The organism is Hamadaea sp. (assembly GCF_013362815.1).
GTDB lineage: Bacteria > Actinomycetota > Actinomycetes > Mycobacteriales > Micromonosporaceae > Hamadaea.
Window position 1 is genome coordinate 62343 of the sequence record NZ_JABFVK010000011.1, and the last position, 16483, is coordinate 78825.

The 16483-nt window shown below is 71.8% G+C and carries 13 protein-coding genes, 1 rRNA gene and 1 pseudogene; 1 reads left to right on the forward strand and 14 read right to left on the reverse strand.

The annotated features are described in order from the left end of the window. Window positions 1-124: 124 nt before the first annotated feature. The 13 genes and pseudogenes from HOV77_RS04910 to HOV77_RS04970 form a co-directional block, all read right to left on the reverse strand. Window positions 125-2392, reverse strand: coding sequence for a hypothetical protein (locus tag HOV77_RS04910; protein ID WP_290858021.1), 2268 nt, complete (start codon window positions 2390-2392; stop codon window positions 125-127). Beyond that, complete coding sequence (locus HOV77_RS04915; protein ID WP_290858024.1) at window positions 2392-3519, reverse strand: glycosyltransferase family 4 protein; 1128 nt, start codon at window positions 3517-3519, stop codon at window positions 2392-2394. Before HOV77_RS04915 ends, HOV77_RS04910 begins: the two co-directional genes overlap by 1 nt. 3 nt (window positions 3520-3522) lie before the next feature. Further along, a complete protein-coding gene (locus tag HOV77_RS04920; protein ID WP_290858027.1) occupies window positions 3523-5100 on the reverse strand; it encodes a lipid II flippase MurJ in 1578 nt (525 codons plus the stop codon). A gap of 9 nt (window positions 5101-5109) precedes the next feature. Beyond that, window positions 5110-5994 (reverse strand): hypothetical protein, encoded by an 885-nt coding sequence (locus tag HOV77_RS04925; RefSeq protein ID WP_290858031.1) that lies wholly within the window; start codon window positions 5992-5994, stop codon window positions 5110-5112. A gap of 2 nt (window positions 5995-5996) precedes the next feature. Next, window positions 5997-6926 (reverse strand): copper transporter, encoded by a 930-nt coding sequence (locus tag HOV77_RS04930; RefSeq protein ID WP_290858034.1) that lies wholly within the window; start codon window positions 6924-6926, stop codon window positions 5997-5999. An 11-nt stretch (window positions 6927-6937) separates the two neighbouring features. Continuing rightward, window positions 6938-8116, reverse strand: a complete 1179-nt coding sequence (gene steA, locus HOV77_RS04935) for a putative cytokinetic ring protein SteA (RefSeq protein WP_290858036.1) — start codon at window positions 8114-8116, stop codon at window positions 6938-6940. Between the two features lie 387 nt (window positions 8117-8503). Beyond that, a complete protein-coding gene (gene recN, locus HOV77_RS04940; RefSeq protein ID WP_290858038.1) occupies window positions 8504-10246 on the reverse strand; it encodes a DNA repair protein RecN in 1743 nt (580 codons plus the stop codon). A 79-nt stretch (window positions 10247-10325) separates the two neighbouring features. Continuing rightward, entirely contained in the window at window positions 10326-11213 is an 888-nt protein-coding gene (locus HOV77_RS04945) for an NAD kinase (RefSeq protein ID WP_290858040.1), read from the reverse strand. Continuing rightward, window positions 11206-12039 (reverse strand): TlyA family RNA methyltransferase, encoded by an 834-nt coding sequence (locus tag HOV77_RS04950; RefSeq protein ID WP_290858043.1) that lies wholly within the window; start codon window positions 12037-12039, stop codon window positions 11206-11208. The genes HOV77_RS04945 and HOV77_RS04950 overlap by 8 nt, the downstream gene beginning before the upstream one ends. Window positions 12040-12050: 11 nt before the next feature. Continuing rightward, on the reverse strand, window positions 12051-12272 hold the full coding sequence (locus tag HOV77_RS04955) for a hypothetical protein (RefSeq protein ID WP_290858045.1): 222 nt from the start codon (window positions 12270-12272) through the stop codon (window positions 12051-12053). After that, window positions 12269-12856, reverse strand: a complete 588-nt coding sequence (locus tag HOV77_RS04960) for a phasin family protein (RefSeq protein WP_290858046.1) — start codon at window positions 12854-12856, stop codon at window positions 12269-12271. Before HOV77_RS04960 ends, HOV77_RS04955 begins: the two co-directional genes overlap by 4 nt. A gap of 123 nt (window positions 12857-12979) precedes the next feature. Further along, window positions 12980-13780 (reverse strand): annotated as a pseudogene (locus HOV77_RS04965) (HAD-IIA family hydrolase); the annotation flags it as partial. Between the two features lie 29 nt (window positions 13781-13809). Beyond that, window positions 13810-14817 carry a Replicase polyprotein 1ab gene (locus HOV77_RS04970; RefSeq protein WP_290858048.1) on the reverse strand — a complete coding sequence of 336 codons (1008 nt, stop codon included), beginning with the start codon at window positions 14815-14817 and terminating at the stop codon, window positions 13810-13812. On the opposite strand from HOV77_RS04970, the gene HOV77_RS04975 reads away from it, so the two are divergent. Beyond that, a complete protein-coding gene (locus HOV77_RS04975) occupies window positions 14749-16356 on the forward strand; it encodes a hypothetical protein (protein ID WP_290858049.1) in 1608 nt (535 codons plus the stop codon). The genes HOV77_RS04970 and HOV77_RS04975 overlap by 69 nt on opposite strands. 46 nt (window positions 16357-16402) lie before the next feature. Here the strand turns inward: HOV77_RS04975 and rrf are convergent. Beyond that, window positions 16403-16483 (reverse strand): 5S ribosomal RNA (gene rrf, locus HOV77_RS04980); the annotation flags it as partial.

Below are 16483 nucleotides of genomic sequence, written 5' to 3' on the forward strand. Positions count from 1 at the left end.
AGCTGTCGCTGAGATGAACACAGCATGAAACCACCGCATGATCCACGGGATTTCACCCTAACACCTCGGAGTCGGCTCGCCGCACAGGAGGACGCAGATCACACCAGCGGGTGTCGCGTCCGCGTCACGGTACGACCCCCGAGAACGCCTCCTGCTCCTGCGCGATCGTCCGGTCGTCGGCGTGTTCGCGTACTCGCAAAGCTCCCAAAGCCACCAGGGGCACGACGGTGGCCGCCGCCGCCCCCGCCACATTGAGCGCCGCCCCGCCGACGAGGCCCGCGAGCACGGTGGCGAGCGCGACCCCGGTGAGCGCGGCCCGGACGGCCGGATAGACGCCGAACAGCCGTTTGAGCCCGCCCCAGGGCTGGAGCAGCGCGGACCAGACGAAGACCGCGGCGCCCAGCGCGAGCAGGGTGAGCGGCGTGTTGGCGAAGGCGGTGACGTTGGACTCGCTGAGCCGGTGCACGGTCAGCCCGCCGGTGCCGTCGGCGATCTGGCTGAGGAACCGGCCGAGGCTGCCGCGGTCGGCGACCGGACGCCGCAGGTCGATGAGCGCGAACACCACCGTCACCGCCAACCCGGCCACGGTCGCCCAGATCACCCGGCTCAGGGTCAGCCAGCCGCCGGTGCAGACGGCCACGGCGAGGCACACTCCGGCGGTCAGCGCGAGCGCGCCACCCGCGTCCGCGCCGAGGAACGGATCGCCGATGACGATCACCGCGATTCCGCCGACCAGCGCCATCAGCCAGGGCCGCCATCGGCGCGGTGTGACCTGGACGAGGCACCCGGTGGCGAGCAGGACGCCGGAGATGAACACCCCGAGCCCCACCACGCCCAGGCCGGCGTACCGGCCGCCTTCGAGGGCCGAGTACCCCGCGACTCCGTTGAGCTGCAGGCGCGCGCCCGTCGCCAGGTCGAGCGCCACGACGGCGGCAGCGACCGCGGCGACGACCCCGACCGGCCCGAGCGTCCGCCGGTACGCGGGCAGCAGCACCACGACGAGGGTGACGACGATCATCCCCGCGACCGTCAGCGCCCAGAAGACGAGCCCGGCGTGCCCGGAACGCCACCAGGGAGCCATCCCCGCGGCGAAGGCGGCCGGGATGGCCGAGGCCGAGGCGATGAGCGCGATCTCCGCCCACTTCGTCCAGAACGGCGGCCCGCCGCTCGACCGGGCGGACGCCTTGCGACGCGTCCAGTCGGGCAGCGGCAACGCCTTCTGCGCCCGGCCGGCCCGGGTGTACGAGCGCCGCATCGCCCAGGCGAGCAGGACGTACAGGGAAAGCTGGACGACGGCGAGAATCCCGAAGAACCACCCCGTGATCCCCCGTTGGGCGGTCGCCTGAGCATCCGCCTGCGCCGGTACGCCGATCGCGCTGGCCAGGTCGGCCGGCCGCCCGTCGGCGGGCACGGCGATGGAGCCCCGGAACAGTTTCGCCGGCGCCGCCCGCCCGAGGACGTGGAGAATCGTCGGCGCGAGGTCGATGAGCTGGATGTATCCGTTACGCCCGGTGCCGGCGGAGGTCAGCCAGCCGGCGTCCCAGCCGGGGCCGTCGAAGATCGCGACGTGCAACCGCTGATCGGTGCTCGTGTCGGAGATTCCGGCGACCATCACCGTGCTGAGCGCGGGGCGCGCCGCGAGGAGCTTCGCGAGCTGGGCGTCGGCCGCCGCCGCCTGCGTCTTGCGGGCCGCCTCGTCCTTGGCGTCGACCGTGCCGAGGTCGGCGACGGTCAGCACGCAGGAGGCCAGCAGGTCGGCCAGTTTCGCCGGATCGTCGGGCAACGCGGGCTCGTACCGGTCGACCCGGTCGTAGGGGCGTACCGCCGCGATCGCGCCGCCGACGCCGACCGCGACGGTGCAGCGCACGGAGTTCGGCAGGGCGCTCGGAACCGCGCCCCACGGGCCCTTGCCGTTGTTGAAGATCACCAGGCGCTGCTCGTCGGCGGGCAGTGAAGCGCTCTGCTGGTCCCGGCCTCGGATGACCTCCTGCTCCAGCTGCGGGCATTCGCCGGACACCTTGGGCGGGTTGGCGGCCAGACTCCGGTACGCGTAGTTCCCCGCGCTCAGCGTGGTCCAGCCGTCGGCCGGGCAGGTCGGGGTGACCGCCGAGCGCACCGACATCGAGCCGATCGAGCCGTGCTCGGCGAGCCGCCAAAGGGTGGGAGTCCTCGTGGCGTCCAAGTCCTCCCAGCGCAGCCCCGGTACGCCCGCCACGATGACGTAATCCGCCCGGGTGTCCGGATCGGCGTCGCCGTCCCGCGTGGCGAGCGCCTCGTTCGCACTCGGGCCCGAGGCGTTCCAGCTGGCCGACGCCGGGCTTATCGGGGCGAAAAGGGCGGCGATCAGCGCGAGGAGCGCCACCAGCACGCTCCCCGCCCGGACCGACCGCATCAGTCCAGCTCCTCGGCCACCGGTGTCCGGTCGGCGAGGCCGGCGTACAGGTCGAACAGGCGGCGCAGCATGTCTCCGGCGTCCGGCCAGCCCGCCGCACGCTCGCGACCCTTCTCGGCGAGCTCGGCCCGGCGCGCGGGGTCGCCGATCAGGTCGACGATCGCGGCCCGGATCGCCTCGGCACTACCCGGTTCGATCAGGACGGCGGCGTCACCGACCAGCTCCGGCAGCCCGCCGACGCCGGTCGCGATCAGGGGCAGGCCGCCCGCGAGCGCCTCCTGGGCGAACAACTGCCGAGCCTCCCAGTCGCTGCTCACGACGGCGACGTCGGACGCCGCGATCAGGTCGGGGACGTCATCGCGGTGGCCGAGCAGGCGTACGGGGGCGCGTTCGGCCGAGATCTGGGCGGCCAGGTCCAGATAGGACGGACCGGTCCCGGCGACCACCACCGTGGCGGCGGGCGCCTCGGTGCGAAGCTGGGCGGCGGCCTTCACGAGCAGGTCGTATCGCTTCTGGGGGTGCAGCCGTCCCACCGAGAGGATCAGGGGCGCGTCGGCGGCCACGCCGAGCTCGGCGCGTACGCCCGACCGGGAGCGGCGAGCAGCGGCCCGCACCGGCGCGGCCACCTCCCACAGCCGGGCGTCGGTCGCACCGGCCGCCGTGGCCCGGTCGACGAGGTCGGTCGAGGCGCCGAGGTTCACGGTCGCCGCACGTGCGACGATCCGCTCCAGCATCGCGTGCACTCCGCCCCGGACACCGCCTCGCAAAGGCGCGTTGTGCCAGGTCACGACGGTTGGGACGGACGGGCGGGCGAGCGCCACCGCGAAGCCGGCCCGCAGGCCGTGGGCGTGCACGACGGCGGGCTGCACAGCAGCGAGGACGCGGCGCATCTTGCGAACCGCCCGCAGGTCACCGGGGGTCGGGTTGGGCGGGATCTCCACCGGGATGAACTGCGCGCCCCGCTCGGTGAAGCCGAAGCGCGCCTCGGTCATCGCCGGTCCGATCACGGTCACCGGGCAGCCCGCGCCCGCCAGCTCGCCGGCCAGCGCCGCGACATGTTGCCCGATTCCGCCCGTGCTGGTCGCCAGCACCAGCGCGACCGCGCCGTGGAAGTGCTGCTGTGCCACCGTTCACCCTTCCCCCAGTTTCGTGCGCCGCCGGGCGAACCGGCGAGCCAGCGCCCGCAGGTCGCCGCCGTCCAGCGGCAGCAGCACGGCCACGAAGACGACGACCACCGCCAGGCCGGCCGCCGCGCCGAGGCCGATGATCGCACCCACCCCCGACGGAAGCCCGCCGGCGAGCCAGCGCACGCCGTTGCCCGCTGCCGCGCCGGCGATCGCCGCGACGAGCCCCGCCAAGGCGGCCCGGGTCAACCCGGGCATTGTCGCACCGGCCCGGCGCAGCTGGATCACCAGGACCAGCCCCAGCACCGTCATGCCCACCGAGGTGCCCAGGCCGAGCGCGGCCACCCGGGCGCTTTCCGGCAGTACCGCGGCCAGGATCGGCATCGCGACCGCGGCGCTGCCCCACCCCAGGCCGAAGGCGATCGCCGCCGCTCGCTGGCCACTGCGTGCGTACAGGGCCCGGCTGAGCAGGGCCGCGAGGCCGTAGCCGAGCAGTCCCGGCGCGAAGGCCGCGATGCCCCAGGCCAGCGCCTCCGGATCGGCGCCCGCCGACAAGAACGCCGCCGCCGGGCCCGCGACTCCGGCCAGCAGGGCGACGCCCAGGCAGCTCAGCAAGGTCACGGCCCGCGCGGTGTTCGTCAAAGTCTGCTGGTACGCCGAAAGCCGGCCGGTCGCCGCCGATTCCGCCAACGCCGGGTACGCCGCCGTCGCCGGTGGCACCGCCAGCACCGCCCAGGGCAGCAGGAACACGGTTTGGGCGACGGTGAAGACGAGCGCCGTCCCGTCGGCCTTCGTGGCGTTGGCGAGCCGCAGCGCGATGATCAGGGCGAGTTGCTGGAAGCCGACCGTGAGCAGGCCGCTGACGGCCAGCCCCTTGACGTCGGGATGGTCGATCTCCCAGCGGGGCCGCCAGGTCAGCCGGAGCGACCGCAGCGGGATCAGCAGGCAGCCGCTGAGCACCACGACGCCGAGCGTGGTGCCGATCGCCAGGATCAGCACCCCGGTCCGGCTCGCCTGAGCGAGATCCACCCGGGCTCCGTCCTGCGCCGCGAACAAGGCGTACGCCGTGATCACCACGAGGCTGGACAGCAGCGGGGCGATGACCGGCCAGGCGAACTTCCGATGTGCCTGCAGTACGCCGATGAGCACCACCCCGACCCCGTAGAGCGGGATCTGGACGGCGAAGATCCGCAGCATGAGCGCGCCCGTCTCGAACTGCTCGGGCGTCCAGTGCCGGCCGGCGACCAGCCGGATGACCCAGTCCGCTCCGATCACGACGAGCAAGGCCAACGGCACGAGCCCGGCCAGTACCCAGGTGAGCAGCGCGGACGCCGTACGCGACACTGCGCGTACGTCGCCCTGGGAGACGGCTCCGGCGAGCAGCGGCACCACAAGGGCCGCCATCGCACCACCGGCGACGATCTCGAAGATGATGTTGGGGATGGCGTTGGCGCTGGCGTAGACGCTGCCGAGGTCGGTCTGACCCACCGACAAGGTCAGGACCCACGTGCGGGCGAACCCGACGACACGGCTGACGACGGTGAGCACCGCGATGAGGGTGGCGGCGCGGGCTATCCGGCTCATCTACGGCCGCTAGGCGTCGGCTTTGCCGGGCACGCTCGCCTGGTCGGGGGCCGCCTTCATCCGCCCGAACGCGTCGAGCTCCCGCAGACCGGGCGTGCTTTCGATGACCTTGGTGAAGCTGACCTTCTCGCTGGCGGCGGTCAGCCCGGCGAGCACGGCCAACGCGGCGAACCGCCCGAAGACGCCGGTACGCGCCGCGTACGCCGTCCCGAGGAGCGCGCCGAGCGAGTTGGCTCCGCAGTCGCCGAGCATCGTCTCCTCGGCCAGATCCGGTGGCAGGCTGCCCGCGACCGCACCGAGCGGCCCGGCGACCTGGCTGCCCGTCGCGCCCATCGCCAGCGGCGCACCGACGAGGACGCCGGCCTTGAGCGCCCGTCCCGGACGAAGGTCGAGCAAATTGAACAGGTTGGCCGCGCCCGCGATCACACCCGCGCCTAGTGCCGTGTCCACCGCCGTGGTCACCGCGCTCCGGCCGCGCGAACGCGTCAGCAGCGCCGAGGCCGCGAAACCGGCCGCACCGACCCCGACGATCTTGATCAGGCCACTGGTCACCCGACCCTCTTTGAGCGCGCCGAGGTGTCCCCGGAAACCCTTGGCCTTGTGCTCGGGGCGTACGCCGACCACGTCGTCGTAGAAGCCGACCGCGCCCGAACCCAGCCCGGCGACGAGAGCGGCCCCGGCCGCCCGGCCGGATTTGGCACCTGCGGCGCTCGTCACCGCGGCACTGATCGCCAGCGACGGTCCACCGGCGAGGTTGACCGTGCTGCCGCGGAAGTTCGTCCGCTCGAGATCCTTCGACAAGCTCGACGCCCGCAGCGCGCGCTGAATTCCCTGCGCCGCCACCGCACCCGCACCGGCCAGCGCGAGCCGGCCCAGAATCCGCCCAGCTCCCATGATCAGGCGGGCATCTTCGGCATCAGCGAGGTCGCGCCGGAACCGACGCCGTACTGCCCGGTCTTGCCGACCACCAATTGCTCCCAGGTCGCCAACGCGGACACCACCTGTCCCTGGCCGGTGTTGGCATCGTCCACAGTCGACACCGACTTCACCAGCGCCGGATCGGCGCGGACAGCCGAGATGACGTTGCCGTCGCCGCCGAGCACCCCCGCCACCACGACCGGGCCGGCCTTGTCGAACTGCACGACGGTGGTCTGCACGTTGGCGTTCTTGTCCGACGCCGACGTGTCGGTGTAGGGCATGCCCGAGATGATCACAGCCGCCTCGGCCGGGCCGGTGACCTTGCCGTCCACGCTCAGGTAGCCCGCCTTGTTGAACGCCGTCAGCACCGAGTTCATGTCGGCGCCCGCGACGGCCGGCGTACGGTCCAGCAGCACCGCCGCGAGCAGCGTGCTCGCCAGCTCCTGGGCGTCGCTGCTGGACGGCAGAGCCGTCGCCGGGACGCTCGGCGGCAGGGCGTTCTCCGCCAGCTCCATCAGCTCGCTGTCGTTCGACGGATCGGTGTACTTGTCGTTCAGCGCGACCGTGCCGGTGACCTTCGCCCCGGCTGCGGTCAGCTGCTTCGTGACGCCGTCGACGAACTCCCGGCCGGACGGCATCACAACGATGACCACCCGACGCGAGGTCAGCTTGCCGGTCAGCAGATACGGCGCAGACTCGGCGACGTAGTCGTCCTTGCGGTTCTGCTCCACCGCCAGCCCGTCGAGCTGGTCGCGCAGCTGGCTGTTGGACTTGCGCAGCGAGTTCACCGTCTCGTTCAGGGCGTCGGCGGCCGGCCCGTTGAGCGCCGCCGTCCCGACGACCAGGCCGATGGCCAGCGCGAGAAAGACCGCCGTGAGCGACACGACGTGGTACCTGAAGTTGATCACGATTCGTATCCCTAGAACAGCCGCTGCACCTGGAACATGAGATTGTCCCACCACTCCGCGACCACAGCGAGATAAGCCTTGCCTACCGTGGAGACGGCCACCGCCGCCGCCATCGCCGCGATCGCCGACAACACCAGGAGCAGCAGGGACGAGCCCGAGATGCTCTGCCGGTAGAGCCGGCTGACGCCCTTGGCGTCGACCAGCTTGCCGCCGATGCGCAGCCGGGTCAGGAAGGTCGACGCCATGCCGCCCCGACCCTTGTCGAGGAACTCGACGAGGGTGGCGTGCGTGCCGACCGCAACGATCAGCGAAGCGCCCTTCTCGTCGGCCAGCAGCATCGCGATGTCCTCGCTGGTCGCCGCGGCCGGGAAGGTGATCGCCGGCACCCCGAGCTGGTGCATCCGGGCCAGACCGGGCGCCCGCCCGTCCGGGTACGCGTGCACGATGACCTCGGCGCCGCACCGCAACACGTCGTCGGAGACCGAGTCCATGTCACCGATGATCATGTCGGGCGTGTAGCCCGCCTCGACCAGCGCGTCCGCCCCGCCGTCCACCCCGATCAGCACCGGTTTGAACTCACGGATGTACGGCCGCAGCACATCGAGGTCGGCCTTGTAGTCGTAGCCACGGACGACGATCAGGCAGTGCCGACCGGCCACCTGCGTGTTGACGTCCGGTACGCCGACGCCGTCCAGGAGCAGATCCCGCTCCTGCTTCAAGTACTCCATGGTGTTGGCGGCGAACGCCTCCAACTGCACGGACAGCCCCTCGCGGGCGTCCACCATCGACTTGCCCACCGACTCGGCATCCTGACGGACACCGTGCGCGACCGGCTCATCGCCGAGGAAGACGGTGTTCCCCTCGATGCGAAGCTCGTCGCCTTCGCGCACATTCTGGAAGATGCCCTCGCCGAGATCGTCGAGGAGCAAGACGCCAGCCTCGATCAAGACCTGCGGACCGAGGTTCGGATAGCGGCCGGAGATCGACGGCTTGGCGTTCAACACCGCACCGACGCCCACCGCGACCAAGGCATCGGCCGCGACACGGTCGATGTCCACATGGTCGATGACCGCTAGATCGCCCGCGCGTAGCCGACCGACGAGCCGTTTGGTCCGTCGATCGAGCCGTGCGGTGCCGATGATCGTGCCCGGTTCGGCGCCCCGGGTCCGGCGCAAGGTGGGTAGACGCATCGGGGCCATCCTGGCATGCCAGCGCCTTGATCGCCTACTCGACATGCTGATCACGGTACTGGGCTGGGCTTCCCTATTTGGGGCGGAGTGGCCCACTCCAGGCGGTCAGGCTTGATCCTTGCGTGGGTCACTCCGCCCCAAATACACGGTTTGCCCGGCGCGCGTTCATGATCAGAGTCAATTCTGCGTTGCTATCACACCGCAAATGTTCCCATGATCATGGGGGATCGAATGGGGTCTACGCGTTCGTAGGTGATCCTGACAACGCAGTGAGTTGCAGTGAGTTGCAGCGAGCCGCGTGGGCTGGCGCACGCGGTGCTCACCTCTTCGGTGCGCTCTTCAGGAGCTTGCGCACACCAGAGCCGCAGCAAATGTCGCAATTGTGGGTTAGGCGCGTTCGCGGGCGGCTACGGCTAGGAGTTCCTCGGCGTGGGCGATGCCGAGATCGCTGTCAGGCAGGCCGGCGAGCATCCGGGCCAGCTCCCGGGACCGTTCGGTCTCCTCGACGACGCGTACGCCGCTCGTCGTGATCGCTCCGCCGGTGTCCTTAGCCACCACGAGGTGCCGATCGGCGAACGCGGCGACCTGGGGCAGGTGCGTGACGACCAGCACCTGGTGGCTGCGGGCGAGCCGGGCCAGGCGCTTGCCGATCTCGACGGCAGCGGTGCCGCCGACACCCGAGTCGACCTCGTCGAAGACCAGCGTCGGCGGGCCGCCCACGCCGGCGAAGACCACCTCGATCGCCAGCATCACCCGGGAGAGCTCACCGCCGGAGGCGCCCCGCTGCAACGGCAGGGCGGGCGCGCCGGGGTGCGCGATCAGGCGCAGTTCGACCTCGTCGGCGCCGTCGGCGGTGACTCCAGCCTCTTCCCCGTCCACGATCAGCGCCGGTTCACCTCGGCCCGGCGTACGCGCCGAGACGACGAACTCCACCCGAGCGTGCGGCATGGCCAGCCCGGCGAGTTCGACGGTGACCTGTTCGGCGAAGGTGCCGGCGGCGGCGATCCGGGCGGCGCGCACCTTGGCAGCGGCGACCGCCACTTCACCGGCGAGCCGCTGGCGCTCCCGATCCAGCTCCTCCAGCGCCTCGTCGGAGACGTCGAGGTCGGCCAGCCGCGTCCGCGCGCGGTCGGCCCACGCGATGACGCCGTCGACGTCGTCGGCGTACTTGCGGGTCAGCGCGCGCAGGGCGGCCCGGCGCTCGTAGATCGCCTGCAACCGGTCCGGGTCGGCGTCGAGGCTGGCGAGGTAGGTGGACAGCTCGACCGAGACGTCGGCCAGCAGGGTCGCGGCCTCTTCGAGCCGGGCGGCCAGTTCGCCGAGCACCGGGTCGACCTCGGACTGCGCCTCCAGGCTGCGCCGGGCGGCGTTGAGGAGGCTGTTGGCGTCCTCGGCCTCGTCCTCGCCCGAAATCGCGTGATGCGCCGTGCTGGCCGCCGTACGCAGCCCCTCCGCGTGCTCCAGGCGCTGCGCCTCGATCCGCAGTTCGTCGTCCTCACCCGCCTGCGGGTCGACCCGGGTGATCTCGTCGAGCCCGAGGCGCAGCAGATCGGCCTCCTGGCTGCGTTCGCGCATGTTGCGGCGGCGGTCGGCGAGGTCGTCCTCGGCTCGTCGCCACGCCGAGTGCAGCTCGCGGAACTCCGTCAGCAGCTTCTCGTGCTCGGGACCGGCGAACCGGTCGAGCGAGCCGCGCTGCTCGGCCGGGCGCAGCAGGCGCAGCTGGTCGGACTGGCCGTGGACGGCGAGCACCTGCTCCCCGATCTCGCCGAGCAGGCTCACCGGGACCGACCGGCCGCCGACGTGCGCCCGGGACCGTCCCTCGACGGTGACCGTGCGGTTGAGCAGCCAGCTCCCGTCGTCGTCGGCCTCCGCGCCCGCGTCTGCGACACGGGCGGCGACGGCGGCCGCAGTCTGGGTGGGCAGCCGCAGCCGGCCCTCCACGATCGCCCGGCCCGGCTCCGCGCGCACCCGCCCGGCGTCGGCCCGGCCGCCGAAGAGCAGCCCCAGCCCGGTCACGACCATGGTCTTGCCGGCACCGGTCTCACCGGTGATCACGTTCATGCCACGGGTCAGTGGCAGAGTCGTGTCCTCGATGACCCCGAGGCCGGTGATGCGCAACTCCTCCAGCACGACACAGAGATTAGTTCAGGCGTACGACGGTGTCATCCGCCGGGCGTGGCGGTCCGTGATAACAGCAGGTGAATTGGGGTCAGGCCTGACCGCGCCAGCCCACGACGGGCAGCTCGAACTTGGCCACGAGACGGTCGGTGAACGGCCTGGGGCGCAACCGGACGACGCGTACGGGGAGTTCTCCTCGACGGACGGTGACGCGCGCCCCCGGCGGCAGGTCGACCGTCCGGCGGCCGTCGCAGCACAGCAGCGCGCCGGTCGTGTAAGGCTCCACTGTGATCACGAAAGTGGACGTCGGCGCGGTCACCAACGGGCGGCTGAACAGCGCGTGCGCGCTGATCGGCACCAGCAGCAGCGCCTCGACCTCCGGCCAGACGACCGGCCCGCCCGCCGAGAACGCGTACGCCGTCGACCCGGTCGGCGTCGCGCACACCACGCCGTCGCAGCCGTAGCGCGACAGCGGGCGGCCGTCGACGTCGACGAGCAGCTCCAGCATCCGTTCCCGGGCGTTCTTCTCGACGCTGACCTCGTTGAGCGCGAAGGACCGGGCCAGTTCGATGTCGCCGAGTTCGGCGGTGACGTCCAGGGTCAGCCGCTCGTCCACGGTGTACTCGTGGGCGACGACGTTCCGGACGGCCTGGTCGAGGTCGTGGATCTCGGCTTCGGCGAGGAAGCCGACCCGGCCCAGGTTGATCCCGAGCAACGGGGCGCCGTAAGGCCGGGCGAGCTCGGCCGCGCGCAGGAAAGTGCCGTCGCCGCCGAGGGCGAAGACGATCTCGGTTCCGGCGGCCGCCTCCGGCCCGCAGACCGGGGTCACGCCCGGCAGGTCGAGATCCTCGGCCTCCTCCTCCACCACGCGTACGCCGAACCCGGCGGCCATGAGGTCGGCCGCGACCGTCCGCGCGTGTTCGGTGGAGTCCTTGCGCCCGGTGTGGGTCACCAGCAGCGCGTCCCGTCTGTCAGCCATCGTCCCCCTCCTGCTCGGCCACCACCGTAGTCGGTCCGGCCCCAGTCGCGTGGGCGACCTCCTCGGGGTCCACCGGCGGAGCGTCCTTCCGGAACCACAGGAAGAACTCGACGTTGCCCGACGGTCCGGGCAGCGGCGAGGCCACCACTCCGGCGACGCCCAGTCCAAGATCCCACCCGGTACGCGCGACGTCCACCACGGCTTCGGCTCGAAGCTCCGGCTCCCGGACCACCCCGCCCGCGCCGACGCGTTCCTTGCCCACCTCGAACTGGGGTTTCACCATCAGGACCAGGTCGCCGTCGGTGCAGGCGGCCAGGGCCGGCAGCACGAGACGCAGCGAGATGAACGACAGGTCGGCGACGGTCAACCCGACCGGGCCGCCGATCAGGTCCGGCGTGAGCGTACGCACATTCGTCCGCTCGATGACGGTCACCCGCTCGTCCGTACGCAGCGACCAGGCGATCTGCCCGTAGCCGACGTCGACCGCGGCGACGTGCGCCGCCCCCCGGCGCAGCAGCACGTCGGTGAACCCTCCGGTGGACGCGCCCGCGTCGAGGCAGCGCCGCCCTTCGACGACCAGCCCCTTCGGCATGAACGCGTCCAGTGCGCCCGCCAGCTTGTGCCCGCCCCGGGAGACGTACTCGTCAGCGACGTCCGCCCCCGTCACGCGTACCGGATCAGCTGTGTCGACCATCGCCGCGACCTTGCGCGCGACCTGACCGCGAACCTCGACCCGCCCGGCCTCGACGAGTGTGGCCGCCTGTTCGCGGGACCGGGCCAGCCCCCGGCGGACCAGTTCGGCGTCGAGGCGCAGTCGTCGTGCCATGGGTGCTCCGCTCAGGCGTCGTCGATAGTGGACAGCGTCTCGCGCAGCGTGCGATGAGCCGCCTCGTACGCCGCGATCTGCTCCCCCACGGGCAGTTCGGCGGCGTTCTCCAGCGACTTCAGCGCCGCGTCGACGGCCCGATGCCCGGTCGCCCCGGCCGCGGCCGTCTCCGGCGCAGCGCCTTCGACGGTCGGCTCGAAATCCGCCTCGACATCGGGCTCGACGGAGGTCACTGTGCGGCCTTCTTCGCGGGGGCCTTCTTGGCGGCCGTCTTCTTGGCCACCGTCTTCTTCGCGGTCGTCTTGCGAGCCGGTGCCGAAGCGGGCTCAGCCTTGGCCGGTCCCAGCTTCTCCTCCTCCGCCCGCGGCGTCTCCGTGGGAGCGGCGGTCTTCTTGGCCACCGTCTTCTTCGCCACCGTCTTAGCCGGAGCCGCCGTCTTAGCCGGAGCCACTGTCTTAGCCGGCGCCTTTGCGGGAGCCTTAACCGATGCCGACGACGAAGCCGCCGCAGAAGCGGGAGCCGCAGCGCCGAGCTTCGCCTCCAGCTCGTCCACTCGCTGGCGCAGCTCGGTGACCTCCTCGGCCTTCACCAGCCCGACCCGGCCGAGCGCCTTGTCGAGCTCGGCCTGCACCAGCTTGGTGAGCGCGCTGCGGTTGGCGTCGGCGCTGGCCAGCAGATCCTCGGCCATGGTCTGGAATTCGCCGGCCTTGGCGTTGCCCTTGCCGACGATCTCGCGGACGGCCTTCTCCGCCTTCTTCCGCGAGGTCTTGGTGAGCCCGTAGGCCATCTCGAGGTACGACCGCCATGCGTCGGCCATCGCTCGCTCCCTTCGTCCACGCGCCCGCCGGTGCGCCCGACGGCTTGCGCGACAAGTCCTTGGGTGGACGGCGGAAGCCGCCCAACAGGAACCAAACTACCGTTCGGTGCCGGACGTGACGGCGAAGAGGCCGGTGAGATCGTCGGCGACGTACGTCGGGCGCAGCTCGGGCGGGGTCTGCTCCAGATCTGCCCGGCTGCTCACCCCGGTCAGGACGAGCAGGCTGTCGACGTCGGCCCGGCGCGCTCCGGCGATGTCGGTGTCCAGCCGGTCGCCCACCACGAGGGGCCGTCGCGCGCCGGTCAGCTGAGCGGCCGCCTCGAACAGTCCCGGCTCGGGCTTGCCGATGACGACGTCGGGCCGGCGGTCGAGCGCCGTCGCGATCACGGAGACGAGGGAACCGTTGCCGGGCAACGGTCCGCGCGGGCTCGGCAGCGTACGGTCGGTGTTGGTGGCCACCCAGAGCGCGCCCGCCCGGATCGCCAGCGACGCCTCCGCGAGCTGCCGCCAGCCCACGTCCGGCCCGTACCCCTGGACGACCGCGACCGGCTTGTCGTCCGCGCTGTCGACCAAGCGCAGTCCGGCGTCGCGTACCTCGTCCCGCAGGGCGTCCGCGCCGATCACCAGGATCGGCTCGTTCGCCGCGAACCGGCTCGCCAAGGTGGCGGCCGCGGCGCCCGCGGAGGTCAGCACCTCGGCGGCGGTCGCGGCCACGCCCATCCCCGACAACAGGTCCGCGACTTCTCCCGCTCGTCGCGACGCGTTGTTCGTCGCGAACATCACGGGTACGCCGTCAGCCCGCAACCGGCCGAGTGTCTCCACCGCACCGGGAATCGGCCGGTCGATGAGGAAGACGACGCCGTCCAGGTCCAAAATGACCAAGTCGTACGCGTCGACCAGCCGACCGGCCGAGGTCACGCCCATCTGAGGATCGGCGTCGAGATCAGCCACGATCAGGAACGCTGTTCGCCGGGCTCGGAATCGGCGGCCGGGCGATCCCCGGGCTGGTCCGCCGAACCGGCGTCGGCGTCGATCTCGTCGTCGTCCTCGTCGCCTTCGCCGACGCGACCCGGTTCGACCTCGTCGTCTTCGTCGTCGGACTCATCGTCCTCGTCGTAGCCGTCCGAGTCCTCGTCGTCGTCTTCTTCTTCGTCGTCGAAGTCGTCGTCGTCCTCGTAATCGTCGTCGTCTTCTTCGTCTTCCTCATCGTCGTCGTAGTCCTCGTCCTCATCGGACTCGTCCTCTTCGGACTCTTCGCCGTCTTCTTCGTCGTCGGCTTCGGCGTCCTCGCCACCCTCGGCGTCCTCGTCGTCGTCTTCCTGGTCGTCTTCCAGGTTGACGCCGTCGAGCTCGAGCAGCCGCTCGGCCGCGTCGGTGTCGCCTTCCTCGTCCGCCTCGACGGACCGGGAGAACCACTCGCGCGCCTCTTCGGTACGCCCAGCGCCCAGCAGCGCGTCGGCGTACGCGTAACGGAGTCGCGCGGCCCACGGCTCGGTCGCCTCCGACGTCAGCTCCTTGACCTGGAGCATCGCGACGGCGGCGTCCTTCTGCCCCAGATCGCCCCGGGCCCCGGCCGCCACGATGAGCAGTTCGATGGCCTCGGTCTGGGTGAGCTTGGCCCGGTCGGCCGCGCGGAACATGTCCACGGCCTTCTCCGGCCGGCCCAGCGCCCGCTCACAGTCGGCGAGGACGGCCAGGTGCGTCTGCCGGCCCGTCAGACGCTGATAGGTGCGCAGTTCCGAGATGGCGGTCTGCCACTCCCCGGCCCGGTACGCAGCCAGCCCGACCGCCTCGCGTACGGACGCGATCCGGGAGGCCAGCCGACGGGCGGCGATGGCGTGCTCCAGCGCCAGCGGCGCGTCATCGTCGATCAGGTAGCCGGTGGCCACCAGGTGCCGGGCGACGCGCTCGGCGACCGGACGAGCGAGCGAGAGCAGCTCGGCGCGGATCTCGGTGTCCAACTCCTCGGCCTGGATCTCCTCGGGGATCTCCGGACCCTGCTGGCGCTCCCGATCGTCGGTATGCCCAAAGGACCGCTCGGCGCCCTCGTCCTCCCGGACCGGGCGCTCCTCGCGGTCCCGGAAGCCGCCCTCGCGACGGTCGCCCCCACGGAAGCCACCATCGCGATCGCCGCCCCGGAAGCCACCGTCGCGATCGCCGCCGCGGAAGCCGCCGCCTTGCGGACGATCCCCATAGGAACCACGGTCACGGTCCCCGCCACGGAAACCGCCGTCGCGGTCCCCACCGCGGAAGCCGCCATCGCGCTGCGGACGGTCGCTACGGAACCCACCTTCGCGACGCTGTCCACCGGAGAAGCCGCCGCGGTCGCCGCCGCGGAACCCGCCGTCGCGCTGCGGACGGTCGCCACCACGGAAACCACCGTCGCGCTGGGGGCGGTCTCCACCACGGAAGCCGCCGTCCCGGTCCCCGCCACGGAAACCGCCGCCCTGCGGACGATCCCCATAGGAACCACGGTCGCGATCGCCGCCCCGGAAGCCACCCTCACGCTGCGGACGGTCACCGGAATCGCGACGCGGACCACGGTCGCCACCGCGGAAGCCACCCTCACGTTGCGGACGGTCACCGGAATCACGGCGCGGACCACGATCGCCGTAGCCACCACGATCCCGGTCCCCACCACGGAAACCGCCGCCCTGCGGACGATCCCCATAGGAACCACGGTCGCGATCGCCACCGCGGAAGCCACCCTCACGCTGGGGACGGTCACCCCCACGGAAGCCACCCTCACGCTGCGGGCGATCGCCGCCCCGGAAGCCGCCGCCCTGCGGACGATCCCCATAGGAACCACGGTCGCGATCGCCACCGCGGAAACCACCCTCACGCTGGGGACGGTCACCGGAATCACGGCGCGGACCACGATCGCCATAGCCTCCGCGATCCCGGTCCCCGCCACGGAAACCGCCGCCCTGCGGACGATCCCCATAGGAACCACGGTCACGGTCGCCGCCCCGGAAGCCACCCTCACGACGCTGACCGCCGGAGAAGCCGCCACGATCGCCACCGCGATCCCGGTCGCCGCCGCGGTAGCCGCCCTCACGCTGCGGACGGTCGCCACCACGGAAACCACCGTCGCGCTGGGGGCGGTCGCCACCACGGAAACCGCCGTCCCGCTGCGGACGGTCACCGGAATCACGACGCGGACCACGATCGCCAAAGGAACCGCGATCCCGGTCGCCACCTCGGAAGCCGCCTTCGCGGTCGTCCCGGCGGTAGCCACCGCCACGCTGGTCCCGATCGCGGTCGCCGCCGCGGAAGCCACCCTGCGAACGGTCGCCGTACCCGCCTTCGCGGCGGTCGCCGTACCCGCGGCGCTCCTGTCCACCGGAGCGGTCGCCCTGCGGACGACCGGTGCGGTCGCCGTCGCGCCGGCCACCGCCGGGCGCCGGGCGCTTGTCACCGCGGCTATAGCGCGGATTGTCGTTTGCAGAGGAGCTCACGGGTACATCCTTCCATTACCGCGGGCGTTTCCTGCGGCATAACGCAGTTGAGGGCCACCCATCCGGGCGGCCCTCAACTGGAAAGTTTGTCCGGCGGTGTCCTACTCTCCCACACCGTCCCCGGTGCAGTACCATCGGCGCTGGAGGGCTTAGCTTCCGGGTTCGGAAT